Genomic DNA, 15,659 nt, shown 5'->3' with positions numbered 1-15,659 from the left:
GTAGGTACGAGATCGAGGCCGACGAACTGCGCCGCCGAATCCGGGATGGCGAGTTCGCAGTAGGGGCGACCCTGCCTCGCGTGAATGAGCTCGCAGAGCAGCGGGGGGTATCGCCACAGACGATCCGCAACGCGTTCGCCGAGCTGGAGCGCGAGGGCCTTGTGCGCGTAGTCCGCGGCACCGGCGCGATCGTCCAGCCGGCCGCGCCGCCGCGCCGCCGCATCAGGCGCGGGGTCCTCGTAACCCGAGACCCCAAGCGCGGCTACATCTTCCCGGCCGCTGCCAACCCGAACGAACCATGGGATACCCACAGCGCGGTGAAGACCGTCCTCAAGGCGCCGGCTGAAGTCGCTGAACGGTTCGGGCTGGAACCGGGGACGGGCGTGCTTCGCCGTCGCCGCATCACTTCCCCGGCCGGACAGGCGCCCTTCCAAATCGTCGACACCTGGATCAGCCCGCAGGCCGTGGCGTCAGCCCCTCAGGCAGGTGAGGCGAACACGGGTCCAGGTGGCTACCTCGATCGCCTGGAGTTCGACGGTAACCACGGCCCGGTGTCCTGGACCGAGACGACTCGAGTCCGGATGCCGAGCAAGGAAGAGGCCAAGCTGCTGAAAATCTCCACCTCGCAGCCGGTCTTCGAGCTAACCCTCGAGGAGAAGTCGGCGCGCACCGGAGAGCCCGTGGCCGTGACTGTCCGCGTGATCCCTGGTGACCGTGTCGAGTTGTGCACGGAACTGATTCGTGGCGAGTCCGCAGCCTGGCCGGTGGACCCTGTCACCCCCGCGTAGACACCCCAGGGGAAGCGGAGGGAACACCCTGTGAAATCTGTGGGAGTGTCTGAATCACGCTCACCCCGCATCCCCGCGGGTGGGCTTCGGTACCTACTCGGAGGTCACACGATGGAGCTGAAGTCAGCGCCCATCCTGGTGCTGCAGACCCCGGACTGGATGAAGACGGACGAAGTGGCGGCCCGCATGGGCTGCACGCGCCGGACCGTCCGGAACCGCCTTCAGCGCGGTTCCATCCCGGTCAACTGGAAGCTCATCGAACGCACCATCCATGTGAACCGCGCACAGTTCTTCGCCTGGCTTGAAGGCGAGGACGGTCGGGCCGAAGTGGCCTAGGAAACGCTGATGCCCCGCTACTGGCAGGGCGGGGCATCGAATGCGTTTGCACTGGTCGGACGGGAATTCCGCCAGTGCTCTCTATATGCGATGTAGAGAAGTCTGGGTTCCGGGAAGGTCCCCACAACCCCGAGACTACCTGCCCCCGGGAAGGGTTGGTAGCCACGGCTAGGGATGATTCGGGTCTCAGTGCTTCTCTCGGAACGAGGGAAGTAACCAATGGCGATCCACGCCACATGCAAGGTCCCGGTGAGTGCACTGTGACCCTGTCCACCGTGCACGGCACTGCCTACGACCGCGTCGTGCAGGCGCTGAACGACTACGGCAGCAAGGGCAAGGGCAACGCCTGGCAGTGCCCCGCCCACCCGGACAACAATCCGTCGCTGTCCATCGGCCATCGCAAGGACCGCAAGGGCGTGGTCCTGTACTGCCACGTGGGTTGTGACCCGAAGGACGTCGTTCAGGCACTCGGCCTCACCATGCAGGACCTCTTCGACGAGCCGATGGAGAAGCGTGAGCGTCCTCAAGAGGTCGCGCAGTACCACTACTGCGACGAGCGCGGAGAGTTGCTGCTCACCGTCAAGCGGTACGAGCCTGGCCACAACGGCGAACGGAAGACGTTCCGCCAGTACGACGCTGACGGCCGGCCGAAGGTCTCGCACGTTCGGAAGGTGCTGTACCGGCTCCCTGAGGTCCTCGAGGCCGCCGAGCGCGGCGAGCTCGTGTACGTCGTCGAAGGGGAGAAGGACGCCGACAACCTCGCCGAGCAGGGCGTCACGGCTACGTGCAGCATCGGCGGTGCAGGCAAGTGGCGGGACGAGTACACCGCCAGCCTGAAGGGCGCCGAGGAAGTCTGGATCATCGCAGACAAGGACGTGCCGGGCCGCAAGCACGCCGCCCAGATCGCCGAGTCCCTCACCAGGGCGCAGATCTCGTTCCGCGTCTTCGAGGCCGCCAAGGGCAAGGACGTCTCCGACCACCTTTCCCACAACCTGGGCCCTGAGAGCCTGGTGCCCGTTGAGCTCACCCCTGACGGACGGCTGGCCACCGAGGGACTGGTTCCGGCTCAGCCGGGTGCACCAGAGGCTGAGGTAGACGAGCCGGACGACGACCAGGTCGAAGAGCGCACGCCCGAGCAAGAGCTGATGGACCAGCTTGCCGAGCTGTCCACCCCGGACGACATCTGGGCGTTGCCTCACATGGCCCACATCGCGCAGCAGGCGAAGGCCAGCATGGTCAAGCGTGAGGGCCTCGCCATGCTGACCTTCAACAGGGCCGCGTTCCTCGCGGGGTCGTCCATCGTCGGCAGCATCAACGACCGCGGCGTGTTCCAGCTCGGCAGCATCAACGCTCTCGTCGGGCGGTCTGGTGCCGGCTCGAACGTCTCAAAGCGGGCCGCGTCCGTGCTGCTGCCGATGCCGATGGAGTTCTACGGTCCCCACCCCAACGCGTTCGGGTCCGAGGGCGAGGCGGTTTCGTACGACTGGGGCGCAACGACTGTGAGCCCGGCGACCGGCTCCGCGCTGGTCGGGCGCATGCAGTACCAGGCCAAGCACAACGTCGCTGAGGGCGACGAACCGGCGAAGTGGAAGACGCTGCCGTATTTCGTGCCGCGCGTTGAGCTGGCGTACACCGAGGGCGCGACGCTGCTTTCGTCGCTGAAGAAGTCGTCTTCGGCGACGTCGACCGGCGCCGCCCTCGAGCCGCTCATCCTCGACGCGTTCGTGGGTGACACGCTGCGGGCCGACGTGAAGAACCAGGAAGAGCGGGCCGCGATCCCGGAAGGCTCTTACGCCCTGATCGTGCAGGCGTACTTCCAGGCCGAGCTCGTCGGCGAGGCCCTGTCCCGGACCACGGGCATGGCGCAGCGCTTGCGGATGGTCTCGATCGCGCAGAGGTCTGGGGCGCCCGAGCTCGTGAACGTGGGCCGTGTCCTTGCGTGCGGCGGCAGCCTGTCGGATGAGGACCTGGCGCGCGCCGAGCAGATGTTCCCTGACCGGCCGGCGAGCCCGGGGGAGATGCCGGGCGTTGTCGAGTTCCTGACGCGTATCCCGTGCACCAGCGAGCCCGGGCGTCCGAGGCGCTCGATGGTGATGTGCGAGCGTATGAAGCGCGAACTGCGGGTGCTGATGGAAGCCATGTCGGCCGGCCTCTCGCAGGATGAGCCGCTCGACACGCACGTCGGTCTCAACCTGTACAAGACCGCCGCCCAGTCCGCGCTGCTGCGCCGGTCGTACGAGATCAACGAGGACGACTGGCGGATCGCCAAGGTGTTCGCCGAGCACAGCCGCAAGACCCGTGAGCTCGCTCTGGCGTGGGCCAAGGAGAACGAGCGCAAGGAAGAGGCCGAGGACAACACGAAGGTTGCCCGCCGGACCCGTGTCACAGAGAACACCCGCGCCCTGACGCAGGGGCAGGTGCCGCCCATCGTCAAGACCGTGGCCAGGAAGTTCCGCGACCGCCTGCGCAAGAGCGGTGACCTCACGCAGTCGCAGCTCCGGGACAGCCTGAACCCCAACGACGTCGCCGAGTGGACGGCGTCGGGCGGACAGGACGGGAAGAAGGGGCTACGCAACGCCGCCCTGGCATACGGCGAGAGCGAGGCGCAGGGGCTGTTCCGGAAGGCCGGACAGCGGTACACCGTGAAGCCGTAGCTCGGTACACGATCACGATGGTTGAGGCCCGGTTCGCCGGGCCTTTTCCATGCCCGCTGACGGACACGGACCGTAACGAACGAAGTTGGGGCAGGCGTGCTCGAGGAGTTGGGGCAAGTTGGGGTAGCGGCTACCCCAACTCCGTCGAGTGCGAGTGGATCACAGCTCTCTGAACTGGGGTTTTCTAGGAATCTCTTTTAAGAGATCGTGTCCTTTTTTTCCTAGTTCCAACACTTTCATGGTGATTCAAAGTTGGGGTAGGTCGGGGTAGCTGCCCCAACTTGCTGCCCCAACTTGCCCCACCTCTGCCCCAGGCTCCTCACAGCCACGTTCCGTCACCGGTTCGACGCCCCAGCGCGCGGCCGCCGGACCGCGCGCAGAACCCGACCTCAGGGGAAGCGGGGGGAACGGTCTGCTGAATCTGTGCCACCGTCAGTAGTGGGGCGGGGACTGACAGATGAGAGGACCCTCGATGGAGTCCGTACCGAGCAGCACCGCATGGCGCATCGCGCGCCGCTGGGCTGAAGGCCTCACCCGGTCCCACGCCGCAATCAGCAGCTACGCCCTCGAGGCGCAGGACCACCTCGACCACGGAGCCGACCCCGAATACCTCGCCCGCGTCGCGGTGTGGGCCAGCCTCGAGCACCCCGGCTGCCTGTCCCTCGACCTGGGCATGCGGTTCGCCGGCGCACCGCGGCCCGAGATCCGCGCCCAGGCCGGGCACGCCTGCCCCTGCCGGGGAGGCCCGATCCGCGGCGGCGGCGCCCCCGCCCCCGCCATCGTCCGCCAGCTCATCCGCCGGTCGCCCGACCAACGCGCGGCCTGACCACCGAACGGAGTCCGATGATCCCCGCGACCGGCATGGAAGTAGCCGTAATCGAGACTGAGGGAGGCCGCAAGCAACGCCTTCCCGTCCAGGCCTGGGCGGACGACGGGCACCCCATGGTCGTGGGAGACAAGGGGCTGGTCCGTGCCGACTCCTGCGGCCACCTCAGCAGCCTTCAGTGCAACGGTGACGGCCTGTACCCCGTAGCGGCCGCAGTTCCAGGGGGCGGCTGGTTCACGCGTGTTGAGGACACCGTCCGCGCCATCACCCGTATTGCCCCAGTCGTGGCGTGGGTGATGCGCACGGACGGCACCGTCACTGCCGTGACACGCGACAGCAATGGTGATCTCGTGGACATCGAGGGCCATCAGCTAGTCGACTGCCTCTACCACCCTGATGAGACGGTCACGGAGCACCCGAAGTCCGTCCCTACGCAGGGGCTCAGCGCCGTCCAGGGAGAGGCCTGACAGGATGAGCGGCATGAAGCAGCACTCCACCACCGCGACCGCCCGGCGGATCGGCACCTGTACCCGTGACGCGGACGTCCTGATCGAGGGCCGCGCCACCATCGACGGCGGCCTCGCCTATGGGCCCATCCGCATCGAGGTCTACGCGTGCGAGGAACACGCCCGTGCCGCGCGCACGGAGTGGATTACGCGGCCGCTGACCGCCTTCACCGCGCTCGCCGAACCCACCACTGGGCACCACTGTGGTGAGGCCCTCGACCGCGACTGACGCCGTCCCCGCCCGGGTACGTCTGCGCCCCGCACACTGGCTCTGTGCGGGGCGCAGACGCATCCAGGGCCCGGGCTATTCGGCGTCGGCGTCGTTGGCCTTCCCACGGGCCCGGTACGCCGTCCGGTTCGCGTACTGCCGCAACTGGGCCAGCAGCAGCTCCGCCCGGCCCGGGTCGTACAGCAGGGCCTGCGCCACGATCCCGGCGAGGCGGTCGTAGATCTGCTGCTGCTGCGCCAGGGCAGCCTCGAGGACCGCCACTGCCTCCGCGCCAGCCCGCGAGTCGCCCTCCAGCACGTCCTGGGCGGTCGGTGTCGGTTCCCCGGCCGGCTGCTCCCTGACCGGCTCCCGGGGCGGCACGATGCGGGGCACGCGTCCCTCAGTGGCAGCGACCCGCAGCACGTCGGCTGCCTGCTCGGGTGAGGCCAGGCGCGGCGGCAGCACCTTGCGGGCCTCCGCCAGTGCGGCCGCCGTCACCTTCCGGTCCCCGGCCAACTGCGCGGTCTCCCGGAAGAACACCACCCCGGCATCGCGACCGTGGTCCTTGAACACTGGGACCAGCTCCCTGGCCTGCGCCTCATTGATCTCCCCAATTGGGGAGACCGCCACGGCCACCGGCCACGCGTCGATGAGCCGGTACGCCTGGGACTTCCGGATCCCCCAGACCTCCCACACGTAGTCCTCGAACGTGCCGTACCGCTCCCGGTACAGCCGCCCGCGGTTGATGACGTCCAAGGCCTTCCCTGCGACGACGACCGCCTTGCGGAAGCCGTGCAAGGCCTGCTCGCACACCTCGAGGTCGGCGCGTTCCTTGTCGTTCAGCGGTGTCGGTACACCCTCAGGCACGTCATAGGGCGTGGGCAGGCTGCTGACCGACAGGAGGGCGGTCGTGTCCATCCCGACCATGCCTTGGACTACGCCGCCCTCTGGCTTGTCCGCCGCAGTGTCCGGCACCTCGAGGAGGGACTCCTGCTGTCCTGCGTTCGGTGCCGTGCCTCGCGCCGACGGTAGGGCCAGCGACCTCCGGCTCATTCCGCAGCCTCTCGGGCCAGCAGCAGGCCGGCCGCCTGGTCGTAGTCCGCGGCCGCCGTCGACTCCGGCGCCCACGCCCGCACCGGCTGCTCCGCGATCGGTGCCTCTGCCGCGCGGACGCTGCGCCGGATCGGGAACAACGCCGCCTCCGGGTAGTCCTCAGTCACCTTGGACGCCAGCTGCCGCGCGAACCCGGACTTGTCCCACGCCGTCAGGAACACCGCCCCGACTTCCAGCTTCGGGTTCGTCTTCGCCCGCACATGGGTGATCGTCCGGTCCAGGGATGCCATCGCCTTCAGGTCCAGGCCGCCGACCGCAAGGGGCACTAGGACCTGGTCGCCGGCCGTCAGCGCGGCAACCGTCACCAGCCCCAGGGACGGGGCGCCGTCGATCAGGGTCACGTCGTAGGGGGAGCGGCCGCCATGTGCCTCGGCTTCCTGCCGCAGCGCGCTTGCGAGGGCCATCTCCGCGCCGATGGGCCGGTCGTACTCCACCCGCTTCAGGTCCAGGCTGGACGGCACGATGTCGATGTTCTCGAACAGCGTCGGGTAGGTGGCCTCGAGCAGCGTGCACTCGTCGAAGAACACCGACCGCAGCGAGTGCCGGGGACGGTCCTGCGGGTACTGCGGCAGCAGCCACTCCGACAGGGCCGCTTCCTGGTCGTCGGCGTCGATCACCCGCACCCGCCGGCCCCGCGCCGCCCATGCGGTTGCCAGCTCCACGGTCGTCGTCGTCTTGCCGCTGCCACCCTTCTGGTTCACCACCGCATAGACGCGGGTGGATTCAGCCGGCCGGAACGTCGATGGCACGAGAATCTGCGGCCGCCACGATTGGTACGGGGTGGCCTCGTCCCATGCTGAGACGACCTCCAGCCGGTCTCCCGGCGGGATCGTGAGGGCCGGCAGCGCCGTTCTGGTGAGTTCGCTCATGGACCGGAACCTAACCGCCCACCGACGCGACCCCGCTAGACCCCGGGCTAATCCAGCCGTCAGAGGCATGTGGTAACGGCCGCCTGGACGCGGGCCTCTCTCAAGGGGGACCTGCGGAATGACAGAGTCTGTGCCCATGACGAACAAGCCCGACGACGACACCCCGCGGTATCTGACGTTCGTCAGGACCGAGGCCCGCCTGACCCCCGAGCAGGTCGCCGCCATCGCGGCGCTGCGCCGGCGGGTGGCTGCGAACCGGCAGGACAAGGCGGAGCGGATCACGGACAACACGCTGCTGCGCCTGGCGGTCGACCTGCTGCTCGCCAACGCCGACCGCATCAAGGGCGACACGGAGGCGGAGATGCGGCGCGCACTGCTGGGGGAGGAAGGCACCGCCCACTGACGTACTTCCAGACTCTGTAAGTTCAGATAGGGTGGGCACCGCGCCGCGCTTCGGCACGTGGGTAGGCGTCCGCCTGTGGCGGCAACCCGCACCGCAGGGCGCCCGCTGGACCCCACGGGACCAACTCGCCCACGGTCCACGCCAGGCACGGCGCAGGCCCCACCAGGCCGCCCTCACCACAGGGCAGCCCGGCCGTGGGCCCCGGTGCCCCCGGCGGCTGCGAACAACGCACGGGGGCACTGGCCGCAGGCCGGCCGGACTCGCAGCACCGGCCGCAGACGGGCCCGCCCCTAAATTCCCCCGGGGGCGGGCCCTTCCTGCTGCAGGGGCAACGGTGTCAGCGGCACGTCGTAGCCTGCTGGTGGTGCCGGTCGCATCACCAGCAGGCCCCGGAGCGGTAGGCGTCTCCGGGGCCTGTGCCATGTCCGGTGGCATGGCCCCCGCGTGCGATCCCCTGTCGCGGTAGTACTACCGAGCGTCGTGGCCCGGGCTGATCGGCGGCCGGGCCCGGACGGCGGGTGATTCCGTGAGACGGCCATCGCGCGCGTGCGCGTGGAACGGTCTCATCAGTTCCACCGATGTACCTCGCCGCAGGTCAGCGGCCCCCACCTCAGGCGCTGGTCACCCACCGCTTCCATGCGGCGAGACCCTGCACCGCGGCGTCCTCCCGGGTCTTCCACTTCTCGCGGGAGCCGCCGGGCCCGAGGGCGGCCAGGTGCTGCTTCCACCCGTTCCGGCCGGTGCGTCCGACGCCACCGTAGGACGGGGAGACGACGACCAGGACCGTGCCGTCGGCGGCGATGACGTGCCAGTCGTTCGACTCCCGCCAGTCCGGCGCCTTCACCAGCGTGGCCCCGTCGATGACGGCCTGCGCCTGCTTCACGGTCAGACGCTTCCTGCTGGTCACAGTCAGATCCCTTCGGTGGCGTCGTCCTCTTTGGCGGACTCGGTGATGCGGAGCATGGACAGGGCGGCAGCGCGGCGCCCGGAGTCAGCCCGCTTACCGGCGCGGCGCAGCCCGATCTTGCGGTAGCGCTCCACCATCTCCGTGCTGGACCAGTCGCCGGTGATGTCCTTGATCTCTCCCGCGCTGAAGCCCTTGGCACCGAGGTCGGTGGGGACGCCGGCGCGAAGCCCGTGCGCGGTGATGTCCTCGGCAACGTCGACTCCGGCCTCGAGGGCGCGGGCCTTGACGATGCTGTTGACGGCCTGCCGGGTGATGCCCTGACCGGTCTTGGCGCTGACCGGGCCGAGGTTGCCCCACATGTCGACGTTGCGCAGCAGCGGCAGATGGCGGCCGCCCTGGCCCTGTTCGGTGAGGACGGCGATCCAGGCCCGCAGGTCGGCAAGGAACGTGGGATCGTCCACCTCATACTCGCGTCCCTCGCTGCGCTTGTCGTTCTTGCTGACGCGCTTGGTGAAGACGACCAGGTTGGCGGAGACCCATTCGAGGTCTTCGATGCGGAGCGCTGCCAGCTCCGAGGCGCGGCCGCGGATGAAGTAGCCAGCGGACAGCAGGACGCGGTCACGGAGGCCCACCAGGGTGTCGGTGGGGCAGACGGCGAGCATCTGGCCCAGGCGCTCGAGGTCGACCGGAGCGGACGACCGCTGACCGCGTCCGGCGGCGGCCCACTCGTAGCGGTGGTCCTGGTAGATGTTCAGCGCGGCCGCGATGTCCGGGGTCTGCTCGTGGCCGGCCCGGGCGTTCCAGTGGCGGACGGCGGCGATGGCCATGCGCATGGTGCCGGGCGGGGCGTCCTGGCGGCGCAGGTACGACATGTACGACGCCAGGTTCTTGGATGTGGTGGGCGGCCCGGGCGTCCGGCCGTTCTCCACGCACCAGCGGGCGAACATCTCCCACCGGGTCCGGTAGGTGTCGCGGGTGTTGACGCGGCCGGTGTTGGCCAGGTCCTCCTCCGCCTCCGCGGTGAGGGTGTCGTTGATGTCGACGTCCTCGAGGACTGCGGGCAGTCGGTCAGCCTGTTCGTCGACCAGTTCGGCGTCGATGACGCGGTCCAGCTCCGTGCTCCCCACGGCCCCCTCCTCGGTGGTCCCTTGACGTCCTCTCAGGGTACCGGAAGCACTTTCCATAAGTGGAATTATGGTAAGTGGTACGGGTGTTCGAGTCCTGGTGTCCGGAATCCGGGCAACGTGAAGGGACATCCGGGCCATCCGGCGATGTCCATGGACATGACCCGGGCGCCCGGGTTTCTGGACTTTCTGGACCGCCCCATCGCGCGCACACGCGAAACCTGCTTTCTATAGACGTGCTTTCACCGGCGCCCGAACGTGCCTTCCTAGGAAACGTGCCTTCCACGCGCAGAACGTGCCGTCCATAGACAGGCCGTCAGCCCGCACCCCGTGCGCTGGGTGCGGGCTGACGAGAGAAGGGCAGACGCGTCAGGACGGAGTCGCCTCCGCCTGCTCCACCTGCTCCCGGAACAGCGCCACCGTGTACGCCTTCGGATCGGGCACGTCGTGCACCGCCTTCACCAGGTCCTCGAGGCAGGCAGTCCCTGACACGCACAGCGCCCTGATGATGCCGTTCTTCAGCTCGTGGGGCGTGGTTCTAATGAGCAGATCCCACCGGTCCTCGTCACCCTCGGCCTGGGCCAGCATCAGCCCCCACACCTTCCGCGTGATCTCCGCCGCGTCCTCTTCGACCTGGCTCACTGGATCTCACCCGCCAGATAGGCGCGCAGATGCCCGGCCTGCATAGCGGCATCCACCTCGGCATGGGGCCGGCCCTTCACCCACTCCCCGCCGTACTGCTCCACCTCGTACACCCGCGTCGACTTCTTCGGGTTCGGGTCACGACCCGCCGCGTACTCCGTGAGCTGTCCGGCCCTGACCGCTGCGCTGATCTGCTCCGGAGTCATGCTGGCGGTGTCCGCGCTGCCCAGCTGCTGCACCTCGCTCACAGCTCCTCACCCGCCTCGAGGTAGCGCAGCACCGGATGAGTGTCCGGGGTGGTGCGACTGTTCATGTCCGAGATCTTGCGGGCCCGCCGCGTCTGCTCGAACAGCAGCGCCAGCATCATCCGCGGCGAGAAGTGATGGTTCTCGAACGTCTCCCCGGCAAAGGCTAGGACCGTGCGTCCCTCCCCCCGATACAGCAGGTGCTCGCTGCCCAGCTCGTGCAGCTTCTGCCCGTAGTCGTGGACCGCCCGCTCACGCACCTCGCACACGTCCAGCAGTGCGTTCACCGCCTCGGACGCCTGCCGGTACAGCTCCGCCACACGCGGCAGAGAGACGGCCAGCAGCTCCGTAGCGGCGAGGGTCTCCGTCTCCTGGCGTTCCTGCTCCCGGCGCTGCTCCTCCGCCCGGGCCACCTTCCGCTCAGCAGCCTCACGGCGCAGCGACGCCAGCCGCTTCAGGCCGAACGCCTCCCCCAGCCGCATCTGCGCCTCACGCTCATCGCCCTCGCGTACCTGGTCCTCCAGGCCGTCGATGAGCCCCTGCAGTTCGTCCAGCTCCGCCCTGGCGTCGGCCAGCTGCTCGTGCGGCGTCTGCTCCACCTGCTGCTCGGACACTGCTACTCCTCCCCGGCAGCAAAGGCCGCCGCATCCACCAGCCACGTACGCCCCACCCGGCGGGCAGGAAGCCGGCCACCACGGGCCAGGCGCCGCGCGTACTCCCGCGAACAGCCCAGACGTCGGGCCGCATCGCTGATGCCTACCTCCACCGTGCCGGGCCCGGCCTGCCCAGTTCCGTCAACGGAACCCTGCCGCTGCTCCACCTCGGTCGCCGCCGCATGCAGCCCCCACAGCAGCTCCCGCACACCCGCCGACAACTCCCCACCATCCGCACGCACCCGGCTGGAGAGGTCCCGCAGCAGACACCGCAGCACCTCACCCGCGAGCGCCGGCGGCACCACCACCGACCCGTCCTCGCGCACCAGGCGCCGCGCCCCCTCCGGCAGATCAGGCAGCGTCATCGCCCGGGCCCATCCCCCGGACCACCAGCCCCCGCCGCGCAGCCTTCCGCCGCAACCGCTCCAGCCGCTCCTCCTCGCGCTGCAGCAGCCGCCGGTTACGCGACGACTCCCCCTCCGCCAACCGGGCCTGCCCCGCCAGCACCCGCAGCACCCGTGCAGCCTCCGCCGCAATCGGGCCCACCTTCGCCAGCGTCTCCGTATCGCTGCGGTGCCCCTCCGTCGCCAGGCCGATCAGCGCCTTACGGAACACCCGCCACGCCTCGTCCAGTTCCTGCCTCCCCTCGAACGCCCGAGCCTGCTGCCGAGGAGAAGTCAGAGGGACGACGTTGGCAACGGCCTGTTGCTCGGGGACCGGTCCAGGGGCACTCGCGCGCAGACGCGCGGGCATGCACGGGGTTTCTGCACTGCTGCTGTCTGTCCCCTTGGGGGCGGTGTGGGGACGGTCGGGGACGGTGGGGTCAGTCATCTTTCAGGCCTCCATTTCGGGCCGTTTCCCAGTGCCAGTCCCGTTGTCCCACCCCTAAAGGGGGGTGGGACTGTGGGACTAGACGGGACTCGCGGTGTGGGACTCAGTGGGAATCAGTGGGACTAACCACGGGGGCGACGTTGCCGGGGAGTGCGTAGCGGGGCCTGGACTGGGTGCCGATGTTGCGGACTCTCCCGGTCGTGACCAGGGCGTTTAGCGCTCGATAGAAGCTGCTCTTGGGGATGCCGGACACCTCTTGCAGCTGCGGTCCGGTGGCTGAGGTAGTCCCAAAGTTGTCCCGCAGCGCCTCGTATACGCGAGTCCCACTGGGGGTTGCGTCCAGGGCGTCGGTCCCAGTGGCCACCAGGGTCACGCTCTGGTCGGTGGGGGACATGCGCAGGCGGATGGGCGCGAAGTGCTCGGCGTCCTTCTGCTTGTCGCAGGTGACGTCGATCCAGTCGCCGTCCTTGGTGACGCGGATGATGGACGTGGCGGCGCCCTCGAACGCTGAGGAGCCACGCATGTCGGAGCCGTTCTTCACGGTGTGGTGGACCATCAGCACGCAGGCCCCGGAGGCTTCGCGGATGCGGTCGGCGGCGGCTACGACCTTGCCCATTTCGCCGCTGCTGTTCTCCTCCGCGCCGACCGTGACGCGGGCCTGGGTGTCGATGACGACGAGCGTGGGGCCCATCTCGGTGGCGAGGGCGACCAGGGCGGCGAGGTCGATGCCGTTGAGCAGCTGTACGGCGATGGGCAGGAAGACGACGCCTTCCATGGTCTGACCGGTCATCTGCTCCCACGCGCGCACGCGGCGGCGGATGCCGGAGGCGCCTTCAGCGACCAGGTACAGGACGGTTCCGCGGCTGCACTCCCGGAGGTTCCAGGGCAGTCCGCCGGCGACGCACCCTGCCCAGTCCAGGGCTACGAAGCTCTTGCCGGATCCGGGCTTGCCGTACAGCCACGCCAGGGAGTCCTGGAACAGCAGTCCGTCGATGAGTGCGACGGGGTCGGGGATGGAGTCCAGGCCGCGGGTGTCGACCAGGGCCGCTCGCAGGGCTGCCAGGCGTTGCTGGGTGGGGTTCTGGCTTTCGTCCTGGGCGTGTTCGTGCCACGGCTCGGGGTCGGGGTCGGGGTGTCCGTAGCCGTTGGCGGGGGCGGCGAGGTACGGGCCGGTCGGGTAGGTCACGCCGCGCGCCTTCCTTCCTGCGGGTAGAGGTGGCGGCCCGGCTGGCCGGGGACACGGATGGGGGGCCAGCCCTTTGTTGCGCGCAGCTGGTGAGCGGGCTTGGGGCGAGCGAGGGCGTCCAGCTCGGCGAGGGCGCGGCCGCGGGCGAGGAACTCCGGTGACTTGGCGAGGGAGGCGAACCAGTCCAGGAGTTGCTGCTCGTCGCCGTAGCGGCGCCAGAGTTCGGCGGCCTCGAGGGCGGCGGCGAGGCGTGCGGGGTTGCCCGGGTGCAGGGAGCACCAGGCAGGGCTGCCGTACTTGGGGAACTCGGGGGCCAGGGCGTGAGCCCTTGCGGTGGCCCACAGTGCGATGGGGTCCACAGCCTGGTCGGCGCGCGGTCGGACGGTGGGCCTGGTCATGCCGAGGCGCTTTCGGTGCTGACCGTGCGGGCGTTGAGCCAGGCCTCAAAGGTGGAGCGGCGGTATCGGATCCGTCCAGTGCGGCCGTCGGTGGTCTTGATGTACTCCGGGCCCGTGCCGAGGCGCCGCCAGTTGGCCAGGGTGCGCGGGGTGAAGCCGTATTCCGTGTGGACCTGCCGGGGCGACAGAAGGTCCGCGTCCTCGGTGGTGCCGGTCATCCCAACCCCTTCCAGTGATTCCAATTTGAATCACGCGATGCCATATTGAAATCTAAAGGGATGTTACAGGATTACGGATGTTCTAAAGGGGATGGTTCCGATGCGTACAGTGGCACCCATGACTGAGCAGAAGAAGGGCGGCCGCACGGCCGTCGAAATCGGCCCCACCGGGCGCACCGTGGCGGCGAACATCGCCCGCCTGCGCAAGCGCTCCGGCCTGACCGTGCGCGTCCTCGCCGACAAGGTGACCGAGGCCGGCCGCCCCGTCTCACAGTCCAGCCTCACCCGCATGGAGCGGGGGGAGCGCATCGTCACCGCAGACGACCTGACCGCCCTGGCCGTGGTGTTCGGGGTGTCCCCCGCCGCACTCCTGCTGCCGATCGAGGACAACCCCGCCGCCCACGTCGACGTGACCGGCGCCGGACGGGTCCCTGCAGACGCGGCCTGGGCCTGGGCGAGCAACGAGCAGCCGCTGCAGGGCGGGAACACGCACACTGCGGCCATGGAGTACGCCCTGGCCTCCTTGCCCCCGAACCGCCGGGAGGCGCGTCAGCACCCGGCAGGGCAGGCCGTGGAGGCGGTCCGGGCGGACGTCACCCGCCTGGTCGGCGCCGCGTCGGTATGGGTGGAGGGCACCGACCGCCAGGTAGCCGACCTCGCCGACCGCGTCCAGGGGTCGCTGCAGCGCGTCCAGGCGGAGGTCGACCGCGCGGTGGCCGGCTATGAGGAGATGGCGCAGATGGGCGCGGAGACGAGTGCGGAGTAGCGCACCCCGCCCAACGGAAAGCCCGGAGCCTCACCGGTTCCGGGCTTTTCTCTGTCCCCGGCGATTGCCTATCTGACTCTCGTGATGCTATCTTGAATCACGTAAGGAACAAGGACGGCCCCCACCTCGGTCTGGACCACCGAGAGAAGGGGCCTGACGGACTCACCTGACGCAACAGGAGAACCGCTGTGATCCACTCTCTCACCACCCGCGAGCGCCGTGCCCACCGCCGTACCCTCCGGGCCACCCTGCGCCGCCGCGCTGCCGAGACCCGTCTGGTGTCCTCGGTCCGCCGTCGCCCCCGCTCCCTCGCCACGGTGGCGATCGCGGCCGGTGTCGACCGGGACACCGCCCGCGGCACGGCGAACGGGCTGCGCTCTGTGGCCAAGCGTCTCGGTGTCGCCCCCGCGCAGACGGCCCGCACCCGCCGCACCGTCACCGGCGGCCGCGCGCACCGCTCCCACGGTGTCTCCCGCTTCACCCTGGGCCAGGTCCGCATCCTGATCCGGGCCTACCGCCCGAGGAAGCCGGAGTACAAGGCGGCGGTGGAGCGCATCGCCCGCCTCTGCACCGCCTAGCCAGCCCGGCACGACAAGACCCCCTCTCCCGGCAGCCCAGCCGGAGAGGGGGTCGTCTTGTGTGCCCAGCGCGGCGCGTCTCTGGCGCGGCGGGTGGCGCGGCTTATGCCGCCCGCTCGGGGCTTCGGCGGCTGTAGCGGCCGGCGTCCGTGACGGCTGCGCCGTAGAGCTGGTGGCACTCCTCCAGCGTCAACTGCAGGACCTCGGCGAGGGCTTCAGCGACCGCCATGGACGGGGTTCGGGTGCCCTGCTCGAGGTGGCAGAGGTAGCTCGGGCTCACCCCGGCGATGCGGCTGGCCTGTCGCTGCCCGAGGCCGCACCGCATCCGGGCCCTGCGGAGCATCGGACCCAGGCCGGACGGTGGTGTACGTCGTTCCCATGCGACCGTCAACGCCTTCGCTTCCATGA

Annotated in this window: 22 protein-coding genes; 9 read left to right on the top strand and 13 right to left on the bottom strand. The window is 69.4% G+C overall.

What is annotated here, in order from left to right:
• The 6 genes from CCL05_RS09940 to CCL05_RS09915 all read left to right on the top strand — a co-directional run.
• Positions 1-788: GntR family transcriptional regulator (locus tag CCL05_RS09940; protein WP_244204226.1), on the top strand; the 788-nt coding region annotated here is incomplete at its 5' end.
• 111 nt (positions 789-899) lie between these two features.
• A complete protein-coding gene (locus CCL05_RS09935; protein WP_086560143.1) occupies positions 900-1,124 on the top strand; it encodes a helix-turn-helix transcriptional regulator in 225 nt (74 codons plus the stop codon).
• Between the two features lie 74 nt (positions 1,125-1,198).
• Entirely contained in the window at positions 1,199-3,778 is a 2,580-nt protein-coding gene (locus CCL05_RS09930; protein WP_143589861.1) for a toprim domain-containing protein, read from the top strand.
• A gap of 472 nt (positions 3,779-4,250) precedes the next feature.
• Positions 4,251-4,604: a hypothetical protein gene (locus tag CCL05_RS09925; RefSeq protein WP_086560141.1), complete on the top strand. Its 354-nt coding sequence runs from the start codon at positions 4,251-4,253 to the stop codon at positions 4,602-4,604.
• Positions 4,605-4,621: 17 nt separating this feature from the next.
• Complete coding sequence (locus CCL05_RS09920) at positions 4,622-5,071, top strand: hypothetical protein (protein WP_086560140.1); 450 nt, start codon at positions 4,622-4,624, stop codon at positions 5,069-5,071.
• 13 nt (positions 5,072-5,084) lie between these two features.
• Positions 5,085-5,339, top strand: coding sequence for a hypothetical protein (locus CCL05_RS09915; protein WP_143589860.1), 255 nt, complete (start codon positions 5,085-5,087; stop codon positions 5,337-5,339).
• Positions 5,340-5,414: 75 nt separating this feature from the next.
• Here CCL05_RS09915 and CCL05_RS09910 read toward each other — a convergent pair whose 3' ends face one another.
• A complete protein-coding gene (locus tag CCL05_RS09910; RefSeq protein WP_244204225.1) occupies positions 5,415-6,236 on the bottom strand; it encodes a hypothetical protein in 822 nt (273 codons plus the stop codon).
• 131 nt (positions 6,237-6,367) lie between these two features.
• Positions 6,368-7,300, bottom strand: a complete 933-nt coding sequence (locus CCL05_RS09905) for a ParA family protein (RefSeq protein ID WP_086560137.1) — start codon at positions 7,298-7,300, stop codon at positions 6,368-6,370.
• Positions 7,301-7,436: 136 nt separating this feature from the next.
• Here CCL05_RS09905 and CCL05_RS09900 point away from each other — a divergent pair, with 136 nt between their 5' ends.
• The gene (locus CCL05_RS09900; RefSeq protein WP_086560136.1) at positions 7,437-7,703 is read left to right on the top strand and encodes a hypothetical protein; all 267 of its coding nucleotides are present in this window, start codon (positions 7,437-7,439) and stop codon (positions 7,701-7,703) included.
• Between the two features lie 610 nt (positions 7,704-8,313).
• Here the strand turns inward: CCL05_RS09900 and CCL05_RS09895 are convergent.
• The 10 genes from CCL05_RS09895 to CCL05_RS09850 form a co-directional block, all read right to left on the bottom strand.
• Positions 8,314-8,610, bottom strand: coding sequence for a hypothetical protein (locus CCL05_RS09895; protein ID WP_086560135.1), 297 nt, complete (start codon positions 8,608-8,610; stop codon positions 8,314-8,316).
• Between the two features lie 2 nt (positions 8,611-8,612).
• Positions 8,613-9,737 (bottom strand): tyrosine-type recombinase/integrase, encoded by a 1,125-nt coding sequence (locus CCL05_RS09890; RefSeq protein WP_158102440.1) that lies wholly within the window; start codon positions 9,735-9,737, stop codon positions 8,613-8,615.
• Between the two features lie 366 nt (positions 9,738-10,103).
• The gene (locus CCL05_RS09885) at positions 10,104-10,376 is read right to left on the bottom strand and encodes a hypothetical protein (protein WP_086560133.1); all 273 of its coding nucleotides are present in this window, start codon (positions 10,374-10,376) and stop codon (positions 10,104-10,106) included.
• A complete protein-coding gene (locus CCL05_RS09880) occupies positions 10,373-10,624 on the bottom strand; it encodes a hypothetical protein (RefSeq protein ID WP_086560132.1) in 252 nt (83 codons plus the stop codon). The genes CCL05_RS09885 and CCL05_RS09880 overlap by 4 nt, the downstream gene beginning before the upstream one ends.
• Positions 10,621-11,235, bottom strand: a complete 615-nt coding sequence (locus CCL05_RS09875) for a hypothetical protein (protein WP_086560131.1) — start codon at positions 11,233-11,235, stop codon at positions 10,621-10,623. Before CCL05_RS09875 ends, CCL05_RS09880 begins: the two co-directional genes overlap by 4 nt.
• Before the next feature lie 2 nt (positions 11,236-11,237).
• Positions 11,238-11,639, bottom strand: a complete 402-nt coding sequence (locus tag CCL05_RS09870) for a helix-turn-helix domain-containing protein (RefSeq protein ID WP_086560130.1) — start codon at positions 11,637-11,639, stop codon at positions 11,238-11,240.
• Positions 11,626-12,105 carry a hypothetical protein gene (locus tag CCL05_RS44470; RefSeq protein ID WP_143589859.1) on the bottom strand — a complete coding sequence of 160 codons (480 nt, stop codon included), beginning with the start codon at positions 12,103-12,105 and terminating at the stop codon, positions 11,626-11,628. Before CCL05_RS44470 ends, CCL05_RS09870 begins: the two co-directional genes overlap by 14 nt.
• Before the next feature lie 103 nt (positions 12,106-12,208).
• Complete coding sequence (locus CCL05_RS09860; protein WP_158102439.1) at positions 12,209-13,291, bottom strand: helicase RepA family protein; 1,083 nt, start codon at positions 13,289-13,291, stop codon at positions 12,209-12,211.
• Entirely contained in the window at positions 13,288-13,689 is a 402-nt protein-coding gene (locus CCL05_RS44770; protein WP_244204224.1) for a hypothetical protein, read from the bottom strand. The genes CCL05_RS09860 and CCL05_RS44770 overlap by 4 nt, the downstream gene beginning before the upstream one ends.
• Positions 13,686-13,907 (bottom strand): helix-turn-helix transcriptional regulator, encoded by a 222-nt coding sequence (locus tag CCL05_RS09850; RefSeq protein WP_086560128.1) that lies wholly within the window; start codon positions 13,905-13,907, stop codon positions 13,686-13,688. The genes CCL05_RS44770 and CCL05_RS09850 overlap by 4 nt, the downstream gene beginning before the upstream one ends.
• 118 nt (positions 13,908-14,025) lie before the next feature.
• Here CCL05_RS09850 and CCL05_RS46025 point away from each other — a divergent pair, with 118 nt between their 5' ends.
• Both CCL05_RS46025 and CCL05_RS09840 read left to right on the top strand, forming a co-directional pair.
• Complete coding sequence (locus CCL05_RS46025; RefSeq protein ID WP_158102438.1) at positions 14,026-14,673, top strand: helix-turn-helix domain-containing protein; 648 nt, start codon at positions 14,026-14,028, stop codon at positions 14,671-14,673.
• 188 nt (positions 14,674-14,861) lie between these two features.
• Complete coding sequence (locus CCL05_RS09840; RefSeq protein ID WP_086560126.1) at positions 14,862-15,251, top strand: hypothetical protein; 390 nt, start codon at positions 14,862-14,864, stop codon at positions 15,249-15,251.
• Between the two features lie 103 nt (positions 15,252-15,354).
• Here CCL05_RS09840 and CCL05_RS09835 read toward each other — a convergent pair whose 3' ends face one another.
• A complete protein-coding gene (locus CCL05_RS09835) occupies positions 15,355-15,594 on the bottom strand; it encodes a helix-turn-helix transcriptional regulator (protein WP_244204223.1) in 240 nt (79 codons plus the stop codon).
• Positions 15,595-15,659 lie beyond the last annotated feature (65 nt).

The organism is Streptomyces africanus (assembly GCF_002150735.1).
Classification (GTDB): Bacteria; Actinomycetota; Actinomycetes; order Streptomycetales; family Streptomycetaceae; genus Streptomyces; species Streptomyces africanus.
Note: the sequence above shows the minus strand (reverse complement) of the source record. Positions and strands in the feature narration are given on the sequence as shown.